13 protein-coding genes are annotated in these 14,461 nt (G+C 70.7%); 8 read left to right on the forward strand and 5 right to left on the reverse strand.

Annotated features, from left to right (window positions below; genetic code table 11):
* Positions 1–494, reverse strand: a 494-nt coding sequence (locus tag ACNFOC_RS38090; protein WP_416963592.1) for a DEAD/DEAH box helicase, incomplete at its 3' end; no start/stop codon positions are given.
* Positions 495–603: 109 nt separating this feature from the next.
* Here ACNFOC_RS38090 and ACNFOC_RS38095 point away from each other — a divergent pair.
* Positions 604–744, forward strand: coding sequence for a hypothetical protein (locus ACNFOC_RS38095; RefSeq protein WP_416963593.1), 141 nt, complete (start codon positions 604–606; stop codon positions 742–744).
* A 115-nt stretch (positions 745–859) separates the two neighbouring features.
* On the opposite strand, the gene ACNFOC_RS38100 is transcribed toward ACNFOC_RS38095, so the two are convergent.
* Complete coding sequence (locus ACNFOC_RS38100; RefSeq protein ID WP_416963594.1) at positions 860–3,772, reverse strand: lantibiotic dehydratase; 2,913 nt, start codon at positions 3,770–3,772, stop codon at positions 860–862.
* A 386-nt stretch (positions 3,773–4,158) separates the two neighbouring features.
* Here ACNFOC_RS38100 and ACNFOC_RS38105 point away from each other — a divergent pair, with 386 nt between their 5' ends.
* The 6 genes from ACNFOC_RS38105 to ACNFOC_RS38130 all read left to right on the forward strand — a co-directional run bounded on the left by ACNFOC_RS38105 (position 4,159) and on the right by ACNFOC_RS38130 (position 10,782).
* Positions 4,159–4,311: a hypothetical protein gene (locus ACNFOC_RS38105; protein WP_416963595.1), complete on the forward strand. Its 153-nt coding sequence runs from the start codon at positions 4,159–4,161 to the stop codon at positions 4,309–4,311.
* A gap of 61 nt (positions 4,312–4,372) precedes the next feature.
* Positions 4,373–6,382 (forward strand): B12-binding domain-containing radical SAM protein, encoded by a 2,010-nt coding sequence (locus ACNFOC_RS38110; RefSeq protein WP_416963596.1) that lies wholly within the window; start codon positions 4,373–4,375, stop codon positions 6,380–6,382.
* Positions 6,379–7,395 carry a multinuclear nonheme iron-dependent oxidase gene (locus ACNFOC_RS38115; protein WP_416963597.1) on the forward strand — a complete coding sequence of 339 codons (1,017 nt, stop codon included), beginning with the start codon at positions 6,379–6,381 and terminating at the stop codon, positions 7,393–7,395. Before ACNFOC_RS38110 ends, ACNFOC_RS38115 begins: the two co-directional genes overlap by 4 nt.
* A complete protein-coding gene (locus tag ACNFOC_RS38120; protein WP_416963598.1) occupies positions 7,392–8,168 on the forward strand; it encodes a hypothetical protein in 777 nt (258 codons plus the stop codon). The genes ACNFOC_RS38115 and ACNFOC_RS38120 overlap by 4 nt, the downstream gene beginning before the upstream one ends.
* Positions 8,169–8,185: 17 nt before the next feature.
* Positions 8,186–10,138, forward strand: a complete 1,953-nt coding sequence (locus ACNFOC_RS38125) for a RiPP maturation radical SAM C-methyltransferase (RefSeq protein ID WP_416963599.1) — start codon at positions 8,186–8,188, stop codon at positions 10,136–10,138.
* Positions 10,135–10,782, forward strand: coding sequence for a DUF5825 family protein (locus tag ACNFOC_RS38130; RefSeq protein WP_416963600.1), 648 nt, complete (start codon positions 10,135–10,137; stop codon positions 10,780–10,782). Before ACNFOC_RS38125 ends, ACNFOC_RS38130 begins: the two co-directional genes overlap by 4 nt.
* Here ACNFOC_RS38130 and ACNFOC_RS38135 read toward each other — a convergent pair.
* The 3 genes from ACNFOC_RS38135 to ACNFOC_RS38145 form a co-directional block, all read right to left on the reverse strand.
* Positions 10,747–11,514, reverse strand: coding sequence for a Stf0 family sulfotransferase (locus ACNFOC_RS38135; protein WP_416963601.1), 768 nt, complete (start codon positions 11,512–11,514; stop codon positions 10,747–10,749). The genes ACNFOC_RS38130 and ACNFOC_RS38135 overlap by 36 nt on opposite strands.
* A gap of 162 nt (positions 11,515–11,676) precedes the next feature.
* Positions 11,677–12,273 (reverse strand): NADPH-dependent F420 reductase, encoded by a 597-nt coding sequence (locus ACNFOC_RS38140; protein WP_416963604.1) that lies wholly within the window; start codon positions 12,271–12,273, stop codon positions 11,677–11,679.
* 76 nt (positions 12,274–12,349) lie between these two features.
* Entirely contained in the window at positions 12,350–13,189 is an 840-nt protein-coding gene (locus ACNFOC_RS38145) for an inositol monophosphatase family protein (protein ID WP_416963602.1), read from the reverse strand.
* Positions 13,190–13,323: 134 nt separating this feature from the next.
* On the opposite strand from ACNFOC_RS38145, the gene ACNFOC_RS38150 reads away from it, so the two are divergent.
* Positions 13,324–14,247, forward strand: a complete 924-nt coding sequence (locus ACNFOC_RS38150; protein WP_416963603.1) for a LysR family transcriptional regulator — start codon at positions 13,324–13,326, stop codon at positions 14,245–14,247.
* Positions 14,248–14,461 lie beyond the last annotated feature (214 nt).

A 14,461-nucleotide genomic window follows, 5' to 3' on the forward strand; every position in this document is an offset into this window, starting at 1 on the left:
GCGTGGCGCAGCCGTAGATAGTCCGGCCGGAAGTCGTGCCCCCAGGACGACACGCAGTGTGCCTCGTCCACCACCAGCAGCCGCGGACGGACGGCGGCGAGCCGGTCCGTGACGTCCGGCTTGGCGAGTTGCTCAGGAGCGAGGAAGATCACGTCGACCGAGGAGGCGCTGATGCGGGCCCATGCCGTCTCGTTGTCGCTTCGGCGCTGCGCGGAGTTGATGGCGGCGGTGCGCAGCGCGCCTGATCCGAGCAGACTCTGCATCTGGTCGCGCTGAAGCGCGATCAGCGGCGACACGACCACGACCGGACCGCCGAGCAGGACCGCGGGCACCTGGTACACGGCGGACTTGCCCGCGCCGGTCGGCATGACGGCGAGTACGTCACGGCCCTTCATCACGGCCTTCATCGCGCTCAGTTGGGCCGGGCGCAAGTGCTGCCAGCCGAAGACCCGACGGGCGGTGCCGCGCAGACGACGGGACGTGAGTGTGAGCATGGTTCTCCTTGAAGGATGGGCGTCCAACCGCCGTGTGCCTGGCGGCTACCCCGGTTCGCCGGGATATCGCGTCGTGCGATTCGGTCGCCCGTATCGAGATCCCCACGGCATGCTCGCAGAGCCCGGGCCGGACCTGGTGGCGATGACGCCGAGCGCACACGACGTGAGCCGTGCAGACGTGAACGGTGAGGGCCTTCTGCCCGACCCGGTCACCGTCTCAGTGCTGGCCATCACCTATCAGCCGAGGTGACCACCAGCGGGTGCGTACCGCCTGCTGACCGCCGGGCCACACGGTGCGCGGTCGGCCAGTGCGCGGGCCGATCGGGCGGCGGCCGACCGCACGATGGCGCCCGAGGCTGTCGCGGTCACGATGTTCTCCTCGCTCGTGCCGTCCAGCTCAGTGCGGCGGCTCTGGCCAGGTGCAGGTGTGCGCGTTCCTCGGGAAGTCCCGGCCCGTGCATGCGGACGTGGTGGAGATGCAGCAGGTCCGGGAGCAGGTCCTGCGGGGGCAGCGTCCCCGCACTCTCGAGCGCGCCGCGGTAGGCGGCCAGCGCGGCGCGGCGTGCGGACCAGCTCGCGGTGACGCGCGCGTCCAGCACCGGGGTGTCGGGGGACTGGGGCGTGCGGGAGGCGGTCGTCAGGGCGATGGTCTGGTCGTAGACCGCTCGGCGAGGGGCGCTCCTGTCCGTGTGGGTGTTCCCGACCAGCCAGCGCATCGCCTTCGCGTCGTCCCCGAGCAGGCCGACGGCGATGTCCACCATGCTTGCGGCGGTCACCGCACGAGCGTCGGGAGCGACCGGACCAGCTTGCGCGGTCAGTTGGGCGAGGACGGCGGCCGAGTCGGCGGCGAAATACTCCTCGGCCGCTTCCATCACCGCGGGACCGCCGAAGCGCGCGGTCTGCGGGAAGTAGGTCTCCAGGCTCGCGTGGGTGATCAGGCCCGCGCGCCGAAGCCGCCGGGTCCACTCGCCGATATGCCCGACGGCGGTGCCGAGTGCACCGGGCGCGCAGGCCAGACGGAGACGCAGGTGGTCCTCGGGATCGCGGTGGCGAACGAACCACCAGCGGGGCTCGCCCAACTCCCCGAGCAGGTACGGCAGATGACGGGTCAGGAGCGGATCCTGGCGGTCGCGGTGCCCGTACAGGCTGATGGAGAGCAGGTCGCCGCAGCCGGGCAGACGGCCGTGTTCCCGAGTGACGACGTCGCCCGATTCGCGGACCGGTGCCCGGGGCTGGTCCACAGCGGCCAGGGGTATGACGATCTCGTGGGCTCGTCCGCCGGTCCAGCCCAGGTCCCCGGGTTCCGGTGCGGCACGCAGCAGCGCTCTGCCGTCGCGCTCCACGTGGGTACGGAGCAGGACCCGGTGCGAGGGCTCCGCCAGGTCCAGGTTCATGCGCCGGTCTCCGTCGCCCAGGTACACGTGCTCGGGCAGGCCCACATCACGACGCCACTCGGCCAGGGCTTTGTCCCACTGCGGCCACGGCGTCCGCGCGTCCGGCAGATCGTTGTCGCCGAGCGTCCAGCGGGCCGGGGACAGTACGGTGCGCCCGTAGCGCAGTTCGGGCAGGAACGGCAGGCCGGAAACGGCGGCTCCCCACGAGAACCCGGTGCACGGGACGGCCAGTGCCACCGGTGCCTCGACCACGAACCGCGCCAGCGGATGGGTGTGCTGGGTCAGATCCACCGCGTTCAGCAGCATCGTGTGAACCGGGCGGCGCCACGAGATCGAGACCAGGTGCAATTGCTCGGCATCGGCGGTCACCGCCAGGTCCGTCACGGGCAACTGGCCCGTGTCCGGGCCGTGGTAGTCGCCCAGAGGGATCACCAACTCCGCCACCTGCGGGGTGTGCGCGACGTTCGCCGAGCGTATGTACAGCGGGGTGGTACTGATCTGCGCGATCAACGCGTCCTGTTGTACGCCGGGCAGGCCGGCGTACACGTCGGTCATCCGGCGGCGGTCGTCGGCGTCGAACAGGTGGAGAAACCGCCCGGTGGCCGTTCCGGCCGCACGGGCCACCCCGACGACGTGCAGCGTGAACTCCCCTTGTTCCAGGGCGGATACGCTCGCGGCATGGATCCGCACGGTGACCTCGGTGCTCGGCTGCACGGGACGGCCGGGATCCACCACCGCCAGTTCGTCGATCGCGGCGTCATCGAGTCGGACGTGGTGGCGGCGTCGCATCGCGGCGGTGTACGCGAGCCCCAGTAGCCGGCTGTCACGGGCGGTCAGTGTCGGGCCCGGCGGCGCGGCTGTGGACCCGAGGTAGCCGGACGGGTAGCCCAGGAGGTCGATGGCGTCCAGGACGGGTACGACCGATCCCGGGCCGTAGCGCTCAAGGAAGCGGCCGTGCCAGGCAGTCCATCCGGGGCTCAGTACCGCCCGTGGCGCCAAGCGGGTGAGCGCCCTGGCGGCCGATGCCGCCTCCTCGGCCACGGCCTCCGGGATCACGAGGTCCCAGTCCAACCGCAGGTCGAGGGCGAGCGCGGGTTTCGCGGCGGGACAGAGTCGCGTCATCGCGGCCGTCACCCGGGCGCGTTCGGCGCGGGCGTGCGCAGGGGCGCCCGAGGTCGCGTCGTCGTGCCGTGCCAGGCCCGCCGCGACCTCGCGCAACTCGGCGGCCATGGGCAGGTGTTGTACCTGTCCGAGCAGGGCGGCGATCGGGTCGGAGGCCGTTACCGCGGGACGCAGACCGGTGATCAGGAATCGCTGTCGTACCAGATTCGCGAGCAGGTTCTCGATCGCGGTGGGCGAAGCGGCCGGGAAACCGGCGGAGAGCGTCTCGGCAAGAACTGTCCACAGAACCGGCGCCCGTGCGCCGTTCATGGCCATGCGGACCGGCCCGGTCGCGCGTATCCCCACGTGTACGGGGTCGCCGTCGTTCGCGCTGCTCGCGCGGTGCTCGATCATCAGGCGTCCGTCGCGCTCGAACGCGAGGCTGGAAGCGAGCAGCGTCAACTGGGGCCGGAGCGCGTGGTGTTCCTCCAACCGGTCGACCAGCGCCGCGGTCCATGCCGCGTCCGGTCTGGTGACCGCCCGGTGCCCGGTGCCCGCACGCAGCAGGGGAGTGGCCCGTGTGCGGGCGGCCGCGACGCCGGCGAACAGGCCGAACGGAGTGGCACGTGAGCGGGCGCGCAGCAGGTAGCGCAATACCGAAAGCACCGTGCGCCGCACGGCGAGATCCGGCACCGGCTCGCCGACGCATATCTGGTGCACGCGTCTCGCCAGATCCGGGCTGGAGAACTCGACCGCGGTGGCGAAATCCGTTGCCTGCCACATCTGTTGAAGCCACGCTCGCCACGACTCCTGGTGCGCGGACGGGCCGGTCAGGTCCGGCCAGACCACCGGCTGGTCGGGACGCCGGGCCGCCGCTCGAACAACGGCCGCATCGACATGGCGGTACAAACGGACCCCCAGCAGCAGAACGGCGTTGCCCGCAATTCTTCCGAACCGCCCGATGCCGAGGGCGATTATGAGTCATGGTCATTGTGGCGGTTGCTGCGCCTCTTGGTGCCGCGGAGTCGCAATGAGCCACTGACCTGGCTGAATGTCGCCCCAACTAAACGACGACGTATGGGCTGTTGACGCACGAGCGGTCTGGCTAGCGTGGGCGCCCTACACGGCAAGCGGCACATTCCCATCACGTCTGCGAAGGGAAGAAAATCATGACTGCTGCAACTCCCGAGAAACTCACCGACGAGGAATTCGGTGAACTCGAAGAACTCCAGGTGATCGATTCCAGCGAGCTGAAGCTCGGCGCGGCGTACCACACGTACACCTACATCGCGGCGGAGAGCACGGAGGACATCCCCGACTAGGGCGTCCGGGAGCCGAGGCAACTCTCCGACGGACGAGACCGGTGAGACGAGGAGGTGGGTGGTGCCGTCCAGCCAGTCGGCGGACCGTACCCGCACCGACGTCCTGTTGATCTTCCCGCCGCAGACCGAGGCCAGGTTCTTCCCGTTTCTGAGCCTGCCGTACCTGACCGGCCATCTGCGCCGCAGGGGTCGGCGGGTCCACCAGGCCGACTTGAACATCGCCGTGCTCCATGAACTGCTGCGCTGCCCCGCGCTGTTGGACGACGCGGTCCGCGCCCAGGACAAGGGCGGCGACGGTACGGCCGTGAGCGACTGGTACCGCCGAGCGGTGGCCGACGTATTCGCCGCGCACATCGGCGAGTTGCGTGCCCACGTCCTGCACAAGGAGTCGGCCGGCGAGCTGGGCCCGGACCGCGCGGTCCGGCTCGCCACCCTGGCCCTCGAACTGCTGGTCCGCGACACCTTCCTGGTGCGGACCTGGGAGGACCTCGGTCGGCTCGACGATGCCGTACGCAGGACCGCTGACCGGCCGCCCGCCGCGTCGGACGTACCGGTCGCAGCACTGCATCGCCTGGTGACCGAGCTGCTCGGCCGGCATCGCCCCCGGGTGGTCGGCCTGTCCGTGGCGTTCTTCAGTCAGCTCGCGCCCGCGCTGCTGATCGCCGCCTGGATCCGGCGGCTGGCTCCGGACACCCAAGTCTGTCTGGGCGGCCAGCAGGTGATGCTCCGTCACGAAAGTCTCGCCCGGCTGCCCGGAGTCCGGGAGACGGTCGACGCCCTGTGCCCGACCGCCGGGGAACAGCCGCTCGAACGCTGGCTGGACGCGCTGGACGGCACGGTTCCGCTCGCCGCCGTGCCCGCCATGACCTGGCTGCCACGCGCCGGGGCCGGGCCGCGCACAGGACCACCGGTGACCCTGCGCTTCCGTGACCTCGGACCACCCGACTTCACCGGACTGCCGTTCCGCTCCTATCTCAACGACGCCCTGGAGCTCGCGATCGTCTCGTGCGTCGGCTGCTACTGGGGGCGGTGCGCGTTCTGCTCGTACGGCAACCGGTCCCTCCCGCAAGGGAGTTACCAGCAGGGCACAGCGACCCAGATCGCCGACGCGGTGGAGGCCGTGGTCCGCGCCACGGGCACCCGGTACCTGTCGGTCGCGGACGAGAACACCAACCTGCGGCTGATCCTGAAAGCGATGCGCGCGGCACGCGAACGCGGCATCCGGGTCCGGTTCGGCGTGCGCAGCCGACTGGAATCCGCCCTGACCGACCCGGAGTTCTGCCACGACCTCGCCGCGGTCGGCTGCGCGATGATCTCGGTCGGCTACGAGGGCACCTCGCAGCGCCTGCTGGACCGGATGGAGCGGGGCGTGCGCGCGGCCGACTACCAGCGGATCCTCGACAACCTCGACGCGGCGGGCATCGCCGTCCGGTTCACCGTGATGGGCCAGGTCCTGGACGAGACGCCGGACGAGTTCGAGGCGTCCCTGCGTTTCCTCGTCGACAACGAGCGGCGGATCGGCATCGACGCGCTGGAGCTGATGGTGGCGGAGCCCGGCAGCAGACTCGTGGGCAGCCCGGAGGACTACGGCCTCGCCCTCGACCCCTCGGACCGCCTCTCGGGCAACCCCGAGCTGAGCTACCTGGCCGGCCGCGTCGGCCACCCCCTGTCCGTCCCCGGCGGCCCGACGCGCACCGAGGCACTGGACCGGCTGGTGCGGATCTTCGACACCGTCAAACCGGGCCGTACGAATGCCTCGGCACCCTCGCGCCCCGCCCCGAACGGCCGTCGCGCGCCCGCCGTCGCGGCCCTGCGCCCGCACGCGTGGGTACGCACCGTGCCCGCGTACGCCGACGACCGTTCGGAAGACAGCGTCACCCTCGCCGACCTCGTCCGGGAGCGGTTCTACGCCCTTCCCCGCGACGACGTTGAACAACGCGCCGACGGCCTGCTCACGGCCCGCACCGACCGCGGCAGCCGACTGCTGGCCCGCCTGGCCGACGCGGCGGCGGGCACCCCTGATCCGGTGCGTTCAGCCGACCCGGCCCCCTCAGCCAGGAGCTCGTCATGACGCAATCGCCGCGCACCGCATCCGGCGGCGCCCGTACCGTCACCGTCACCGAGGCCCCGCGCCGGATGGGCCTGGGCGTCCTGATGGACATGCCGTGGGGCGGCGGACGCCTTGGCCGGCGCGGCATCGGATTCGTGGAGAGTGACGACGGCGGCGGAGACATCACCGACCGGGTCCGCGCCTTCCTGCACCGCCACGGCGGCGACTTCGCCTACTCGGCCCTCGCGTTCCAGCCGCGCTCGCGCGCCCGCGTACGGATGGCCGACTACGTGCGCGCCTACGACCGCTTCTTCGAGGCGGTGCCCGCCGGATCGGCCCGCGCCTTCCACCAGACCGAGTTGAACATGGGCACGCCCGAACGCTATGACCGCCGCCCGGCCGCCGAGTTCACCAACGAACTGTCCGCCCGCTACGGCTTTTCCTGGGTGGTCGAAGACCTCGGCATCTGGAGCCTGCGCGGCATACCGATGCCCTACCCGCTCCCGCCGCCGCTGACCGAACCGGGCCTGGAGCTCGCCACCCGGAACGTCGCGGAGGCGGCCCGGCTGCTCGATCCGCCGCTGCACGTCGAGTTCCCCGGCTTCACAGAGGGCGGCTCGTTCGTCCTGGGGCACATGGACGCCTTCGAGTACTTCGCCCGGCTGGCGGACGACGCCGACGTGTGGGTGACGCTCGACGTCGGGCATCTGCTCAGCTACCAGTGGCTGAGGGGACGTACGGGAAGCAGCATGTACGACGGGATCGATGCCCTGCCCCTGTCCCGTTGCCGCGAACTGCACTTGTCGGGCTGCCAGATCGTGGGTGGCAAGTTCCGCGACCTGCACCACGGCGTGCTGCTGGACGAGCAGTTGGAGCTCACCGCGTATCTGCTGCCGCGCTGTCCGAACCTGCTCGGGGTGTCCTACGAGGACCCGATGTACCGCGAGGACGGACAACTGGTCGAGAAGTCCCGGCGGAACTATGCGCGGCTACGAGACCTGGTCGCCGACTGGCAGCGCGGGGAGGCGACATGACCCCGGTGGAGCCGGACGCGTCGCTGGACGGCGAGCAACTGACCGACCTGCTCATGCGGTTGCTGCTGGACGCGGACCTGCGGGCCCGCCTCGCCGACGAGGGCGCCGAGGCCGTGGCGGCGGATCCCGGCGAGCTGGAGTGCCTGGCCTCCGTCGACCTGGTCGAACTGGACACCACCGCACGGCGGTTGCGCTCCCAGGTCTGGCGGCCCGGCAGCGGCGGCAGCCTCGCGACCATCTTCCCGCGCAGCCTGCGGCTGCTCCAGGACACCGGTGCCACGGAGTCCGGTCTGCTCACCGGCTTCCTCGGCTCACCGCACTTCGCCCGGTTCCGGCTGATCCCGTACACCGTGCCCGGGTTGTCGGCGGAGGAGGCGTTCGCGTCCTACCTGCTGGATGACGCCGCGTCAGGGGCGCTGCGCGACACCGTGACCCACGAGCTGATGATCGCCCTGTTCACCGCGCTGACGTGCGAGCAGCCGCTGTCGTTCGTGATCGAGGCGGAGGGAATCGCCCGCACCGACCGAGGCCACGCAGCCGTGCGTGCGTACGCGGCGGCATCCGCAGCCAGCTGGGGGGCCGCTTCGGGCGAGCGCCCCGAGGCGACCGAGCGCGCCGCGGACGGGGAACCCGTGCACTACGCGTACTTCACCACGTCCGCCGGGCTGGCTCACGGCGTGGTGTCCGGGCGGGTGGCGGCGGCCTTCGAGGCCGAACCGTCGGACCGGCGCGAGACCGCGCGGCGGGCGCTGGCACGCCGCGGACTGTGGTGACGGGGAGAGGAACCGCCGTGCACATCGTGTTGGTGGACATGCCGTGGTCGTCGCTCGACGCGCCGTCCCTCGCCCTCGGCATTCTCAAACGCCGGATCCTCGACGTCTTCCCGGACGGCGCCGCGGACGTCGAAGTGGTGCACGCCAACCTCGACTTCGCCGACTGGGTGTCCGCTCGTACGGAATACGGCTTCGAGGAGTACGAGTTCTGCTCGACCTCGTACTTCTCCGGACACAGCGAGTGGATCTTCTCGGCCGCGCTCAACGGTCAACCCCGTTGGCGGGTAACAGAGTTCACGGAACACTTCGGCGGGAAGATGCCGGAGCACATGCTGGCCAAGGCGCGGGAACTGCACGAACTCGCGCCGCTGTTCGTCCGGGAGACGGCCGCCAAGATCGCCGCCACGGCACCGGACGTGGTCGGCTTCACCACCACGTTCGCGCAGAACGCGGCGGCCCTCGCGGCGGCCCGCGTGGTCAAGGAACTGGCGCCGAGCACCACCACCGTCTTCGGCGGCGCGAACTGCGACGGCCCGCAGGGCGCCGCACTGCACCGCAACTTCCCCCACGTCGACTTCGTGGTGCGCGGCGAGGGCGAGACCGCGTTCCCACGGCTGCTCGCCGCGCTCCGCGACGGTGACGCCGACGACCTGGCCGCCATCCCCGGCCTGTGCCGCCGCGACCCGGACGGCCGGTCCGTGGCCCATCCCATGGACGCCGCCCCGCTGCCTCCGGGAGCACTGGTCACCCCGGACTACGGCGATTACTTCGAGCGGCACGCGCGGTCCACCGCGGGCGGCTGGGTGGAGCCGCGGCTGGTGGTGGAGGCCTCACGCGGCTGCTGGTGGGGCGAGAAGCACCACTGCACCTTCTGCGGTCTCAACGGCTCGTTCATGGAGTTCCGCAGCAAGGACCCGCGGCGGTTCGTGGACGAGATCCTCGGCCTGGTCGAGCGCCACCGCGTCCTCGACGTGTGGGTCACCGACAACATCCTCGACATGGCCTACCTCAACTCCATGGCCCCGCTTCTCCAGGAGAGCGGGTACGACCTGCGGCTGTGCTACGAGATCAAGTCGAACCTGCGGCGCGACCAGCTGGCGACGCTGTACGCGGCCGGCGTCAGCTACGTGCAGCCCGGCGTGGAGAGCCTCAGCAGCCGGGTGCTGAAGCTGATGGACAAGGGGGTGAGCGGCTGCCAGAACGTACGGCTGCTGCGGGACGCGGAGACCGTCGGCGTCAACCTCAGCTGGAACTACCTCTACGGCTTCCCCGGGGAGACCGAACAGGACTACGACGAGATCGTCGACCAACTGCCCGCGCTGCACCATCTCGGACCGCCGGCCAACTCCACCCGCCTGAAGGTCGAACGGTTCAGCCCCTACTTCGACCGGCCGGAACTGGGCTTCGGCGAACTGCGCCCCGCCTCGCACTACCACCACATCTACGACCTGCCGGAGGCCGAACTCGCCGACCTGGTCTACATCTTCGACTCACCGAACCGGGGCATCGCCGGCGGCTGTCTCGACCGGCTGCGCGCGGCCGTCGCCGACTGGACGCGGGCGTACCCGCGCAGTCGCCTGACCCACTGCGACCTCGACACGCACATCGTCCTGGTCGACACCCGGCCGGACTTCTCCTGGCGGCTTCTCGACCTCACCGACCCGTTCGAAGTGACGGTGTTCCGGCTGCTCGACACGCCGCACAGCCTGGCAGCGCTGCTGCGCAAGACGGCTGCCCGGTGCGCGGACGCAGGGGAGTCGACCGGCGAGGTGACGGAAGAGCGCGTCGCCGAACTACTGGCACGCTGGCGCACCCTCGGCCTGGTCTTCGCCGAGGGCGGCCACTACGTGCACGTCGCGCCCGCAGTGGCCAACCAGGACCTGCTGCGGCTCGACGGCGCCGGACTGCACGGGGACGGCACATCGCTGGTCCCGGCTCTGGCGGCCCCGGCCCGGGGAGACACCGTATGAAGCCGGAGCTGACGCTGTGGAAGGACCGTGACCCGGCGGCCATGCGCCTGCCGGGGATGCGTTACGGCACCCTCGAAGGACCGCCGGACGATCCGGTGGACGCCGTCGCACAACTCGCCTCCGCCGGCGTCCAGTTCATCCAGGTGCACGAACCCGTGGACCTCACCGATCCGGACGGCGCGTCCGCGGTAGCCGTTCTCCTCGTCATCCGGGAACTCACCAGCCACGGCATCGCGGTGGACTGGACACTGCGCATGCCCGACCCGGCCCAGTGGCGCGCGCTGAGCCACCTGCACCCCCCGACAGGCGTCTTCCGCGGCTCCACGGGAGAGGAGAACGAGGACCACGTGGTGACGGCGTGGCGCGGCTCGTTCCACATCGCGAAGTGCGGCTACCGCCGCGGCCCCGGTTTCCTGGAGATCCGCGACCACCGCTGGGACTCCTTCCGACGCCTGGTCGTCAACGCCCCCCGGAGCACGGCGTTCCAGGGACTACTGGACGGCGTCCCTGTGGTCGCGTCGGCGTCGACGGAGCGGGTCCTGGAGCGCCACCTGCGCGAGAACCTGGTCCATCGCGCCGGGCGTTACCTGTGGTGGACGCCGTACCGCCTACGACGCTGGCCGCTCAGCACGACGATCCCGTAGGAACCTCTCGACCCACCGCTCCGTCAACTCGTCGGCCTGACGCCTGATCCCCGGAGCCGGCACCGACGCGGGCGCGCCGACACCGAGGAAGCCCAGGCAACCCAGCAGGCCATCTTCGTAGTTCGCGACCATGTCCTCGTAGACGACGGTGTGCGGGACGACATCGTGTCGGCCGAAGTAGTCCTCCCAGACCGACGCGTCGCGGTCGAGCATCCGCAGATGCCGGCTGATCTCCTCATAGCTGTACCGGGGTTGGGCGCGCGTGCTGCCCTCCGGCAGAAAGGTCCCGTCCAGGATCCAGACACCGGTCTGCTCGGCCATGGTGTACGAGACGGCCTGCCGCAACCGGTCCCTGCGTTGGATCCAGATGTACCGGGGTGCCTGGAGGACGTCGTACGGGTCGACCTCCAGGCCGGCGAGGTGCCCAGCGTGGATCCGCAGCCCGAACACGCCGTTGGGGCTGGTCCGGCACGTCATCAGCTGCCGCACATAGCCCGCGGCCAACTCCTGCGGATCGTCGGAGTCGAACCCCCACCGCTCGAAGAAGTCCAGCACGAAGGCGTCGGCGAAGTAGTCCTCGGCGAAGCCGGCCAGCCCGGTGTGCCACAGGGCGCGGGCGAGCATGTTGCTGCCGCACCGGGGGGTCGACGCGAGCACGTAACGGACCGGCGGCAGACCGGTGAAGGGCGGGAAGTCGAACTCCGGGCCGTTGGTCCGATAGCGCAGCACCATGAGAACACCTTCGCGCCCGGCACCAGTTGTTGTCACCGGCTCCGTACCGTTCCCGGTGAGGTGAGGTGAGGTGAGGTGAGGTGAGGTGAGGTGAGGTGAGGTGAGGTGAGGTGAGGTGAGGTCGGGCCGAGCTGGATGTCGTGGACGGCACCCCCGCGCGGATCAGCGGGCGATCGAGATCGCGAAGGGCGCGAATCCGGTGGACCGGATCACGTGCGGTACGAAGAGGATCGCGGCCTCGACAGCCCGGGCGGTCTCGATCCCGCCGAGGTCCGTGATCCACTCCTGCTGCCAGCCGAGGTCCAGGAGAAGCCCGCGCACGATCTGCTTGGCCTCCGGGTCGGTGCCGGAGAGAAAAGCGGTGGGCGTCTGAGCGAGTGTGGCGGGCGCGGTCATCACCGAGTGAAGCATCGTGTTGAGCGTCTTGACGACGAGCGTCTCGGGCAGCGCCTCCTGGAGCCGCTCCGCGAGACTTGAGCCGGGGTAGAGCAGGCCGGCGGGCAGTCCGTCGGGTCCGTCGACGGTGGCGTTGGAGACGTCCACGAGGATCTTGCCCCGCAGCTCCGCGCGCAGTGCGGCGAGTCTCTCCAGCGAACCGGCGCCCGGTGTGGCGTTGATGACGATGCGCGCTGTTCGTACGGCGTCCGCGGCGGCGCCCGGTGAACGGGTCGCCACGGTCACCTCGTGCCCGGCCCGGGTGAGGGCGCCGGCCAGACTGGCGCCCACGCGGCCGCCGCCAAGAACGGTGATGTCGCTCATGTTGAACTGGTCCTCCTGGTCGTTCTGTTTCTCGAAAGCGCTCAGTGCCAAGTGCCAAGTGCCAAGTGGTCGGTGGTCAGCGGGAGAGCGTGCCGACCGCATCGGCGTGCACGTCGGGTGTGGCGGCCAGGAAACTCTTGCTCTCCGGAGTCCAGGGGCGGCCCTCGACGTCAGAGATCCGTCCGCCGGCCTCGGTGACGAGCAGGGCCCCGGGAAGCAGGTCCGCACGGGCTCCGGCGAACTGCCAGAAGGCCTCGATCCGGCCGGCGGCCACGTTCACCAGGTGCAGGGTGGCGGGCACGGATGTCCGCACCACGAGCGCCTCGACGAGCATCTCGGTGATCGACGCGCCGACGCGCCGCACGACCTTCTCGTCCTCGTCCGGCCTGGCCTGGCTCGTGGCCACGATGCTCAGACCGAGTTCCGGGGTCCGGGACACGTGCAGCGGCCGGCCGTCGAGGTGAGCGCCGGCGCCCGCGAGCGCGGTGTACGTCTCGCCGGTCATCGGCAGGTGGACCACGGTGAGCACCGGCTGGTTGTCGCGTACGAGGGTCGCGGTCACCGCCCACTCCGGCAGGCCGTGCAGGTGGTTGACGTTGCCTTCGGCCGGGTCCACCACCCACCATTCGCCGGCCGGGAGCGCGCCGCCCTCCAACTCCTCCTCCACCCAGCGGGCGTCCGGGCGCAGGGCGGTGAGACGCGGGCGCAGGACGTCGAGGACCGTGGCGTCGTTGGCGGCGAGCGCGCGCATCAGCTCGTCGCGGGTCCGGTAGGGGACCACGTCCCCGAAGCGGTCCCGCAGAGCCGCACTCGCCGTGCGTACGGCGAGCTCGGTCTGTGCGAGCAGGCCGGCGTCGGAGGTGACGGCGGGGCCGGCGGCTGTGGCAGCACTGGTGTTGTGCATCGATTCGGGCATGGCGGTGCTCCCGTCTGAGCAAGGGGATCGAGGTCGACCGGGCGAGAACCTGGTTCGTCCGCGCCCGCAGTCCGACGGTAGGAGAGGCCATCATTAACATCAAGTGCATGTAAAGCACGGCTAGGATGACTCCCATGCAACTGGATCTGAATCTGCTCGCCGCGCTCGACGCTCTGCTGGAGGAAGGCAGCGTGGCCGGCGCCGCCGACCGCCTGCACGTCACCGCCCCCGCGATGAGCCGCAGCCTCGGCCGGATCCGGCGTACGACGGGGGATCAGATCCTGGTGCGCACCGGACGCACGATGACCCCGACGCCGTACGCGATCGCGGTGCGGGAACAGGTGCACGACCTGCTCCAGCAGGTCCGGGGCGTGCTGGCGCCGAGCCGTGAACTCGACCTCGCGACGCTCGAACGCACCTTCACGCTTCGCTGGCACGACGCGCTTGTCGCCCTCGGCGGGCCCGCGCTTCTGTCTGCCGTGCGCGAGCAGGCACCCGGCGTGCGGTTGCGCTTCATCGCGGAATCGAGCATCGACACACCTGAGCTGCGCCGCGGCGAGGTCGACCTCGCCGCGAACGCCGACCGCCCGAGCGCACCCGAGATCCACGCCGATCGGGTGGCCGAGACCGCGCAGGTCGTCGTCGTACGGCGGGGGCACCCGCTCACCCGCGTCAAGATCGTCACCGCCGCGCGGTACGCCGCGGCCGAGCACATCACCGTCTCGCGCCGCGGCAGGCTCGGAAACATCCTCGACGACGCTCTCGCGGGCCTCGATCTCACGCGACGCGTGGTGGTCACCGCGCCTACGGAAAGCGCCGCGTTCGAGTTCGCACGCGGCTCCGATCTCGTCGTCACCGCCCCCGAATCCACGGCGCGTTCGGCTGCCACGGATCTCGGCATGGTCCTGCTCCCTCTGCCGCTCGACCTTCCACCAGCCCCGGTCTACCTGTCGTGGCATCAGCGCTACGACACCGACCCCGCGCACATGTGGCTACGAGATCTGGCGCGGACCGCGCTGACCGGTGCGGTGAGCGGGGAGGGGCAGACGGCACGGTGACACCCCTGCGTCCTCACTGACCGGGAACTGCCCTCGCGCACAGCCAGATGGTGGCCGGCCAGACGCCTACGGCCGTTGCGTCGGTCGCGTACGGGAGAGGGGGGATTCCGCGGAAGCCGTTGGGACGGTTGCCGCAGCGCTCAACGCCCTTTCGTTGCCTGCGGATCCGCCGGTCGCAGAGGCGGAGGTTGTCGCATCGTGCGGTCCGCTGCCG

This window comes from Streptomyces colwelliae, from assembly GCF_048158785.1.
Taxonomy (GTDB): domain Bacteria; phylum Actinomycetota; class Actinomycetes; order Streptomycetales; family Streptomycetaceae; genus Streptomyces.

Coding starts and splice junctions, on each gene's coding strand:
- ACNFOC_RS38095 (WP_416963593.1), top strand. CDS start 604: ATGCTCGCAGAGCCCGGGCCGGACCTGGTGGCGATGACGCCGAGCGCA.
- ACNFOC_RS38100 (WP_416963594.1), bottom strand. CDS start 3,772: ATGTGGCAGGCAACGGATTTCGCCACCGCGGTCGAGTTCTCCAGCCCG.
- ACNFOC_RS38105 (WP_416963595.1), top strand. CDS start 4,159: ATGACTGCTGCAACTCCCGAGAAACTCACCGACGAGGAATTCGGTGAA.
- ACNFOC_RS38115 (WP_416963597.1), top strand. CDS start 6,379: ATGACGCAATCGCCGCGCACCGCATCCGGCGGCGCCCGTACCGTCACC.
- ACNFOC_RS38120 (WP_416963598.1), top strand. CDS start 7,392: ATGACCCCGGTGGAGCCGGACGCGTCGCTGGACGGCGAGCAACTGACC.
- ACNFOC_RS38130 (WP_416963600.1), top strand. CDS start 10,135: ATGAAGCCGGAGCTGACGCTGTGGAAGGACCGTGACCCGGCGGCCATG.
- ACNFOC_RS38135 (WP_416963601.1), bottom strand. CDS start 11,514: ATGGTGCTGCGCTATCGGACCAACGGCCCGGAGTTCGACTTCCCGCCC.
- ACNFOC_RS38140 (WP_416963604.1), bottom strand. CDS start 12,273: ATGAGCGACATCACCGTTCTTGGCGGCGGCCGCGTGGGCGCCAGTCTG.
- ACNFOC_RS38145 (WP_416963602.1), bottom strand. CDS start 13,189: ATGCCCGAATCGATGCACAACACCAGTGCTGCCACAGCCGCCGGCCCC.
- ACNFOC_RS38150 (WP_416963603.1), top strand. CDS start 13,324: ATGCAACTGGATCTGAATCTGCTCGCCGCGCTCGACGCTCTGCTGGAG.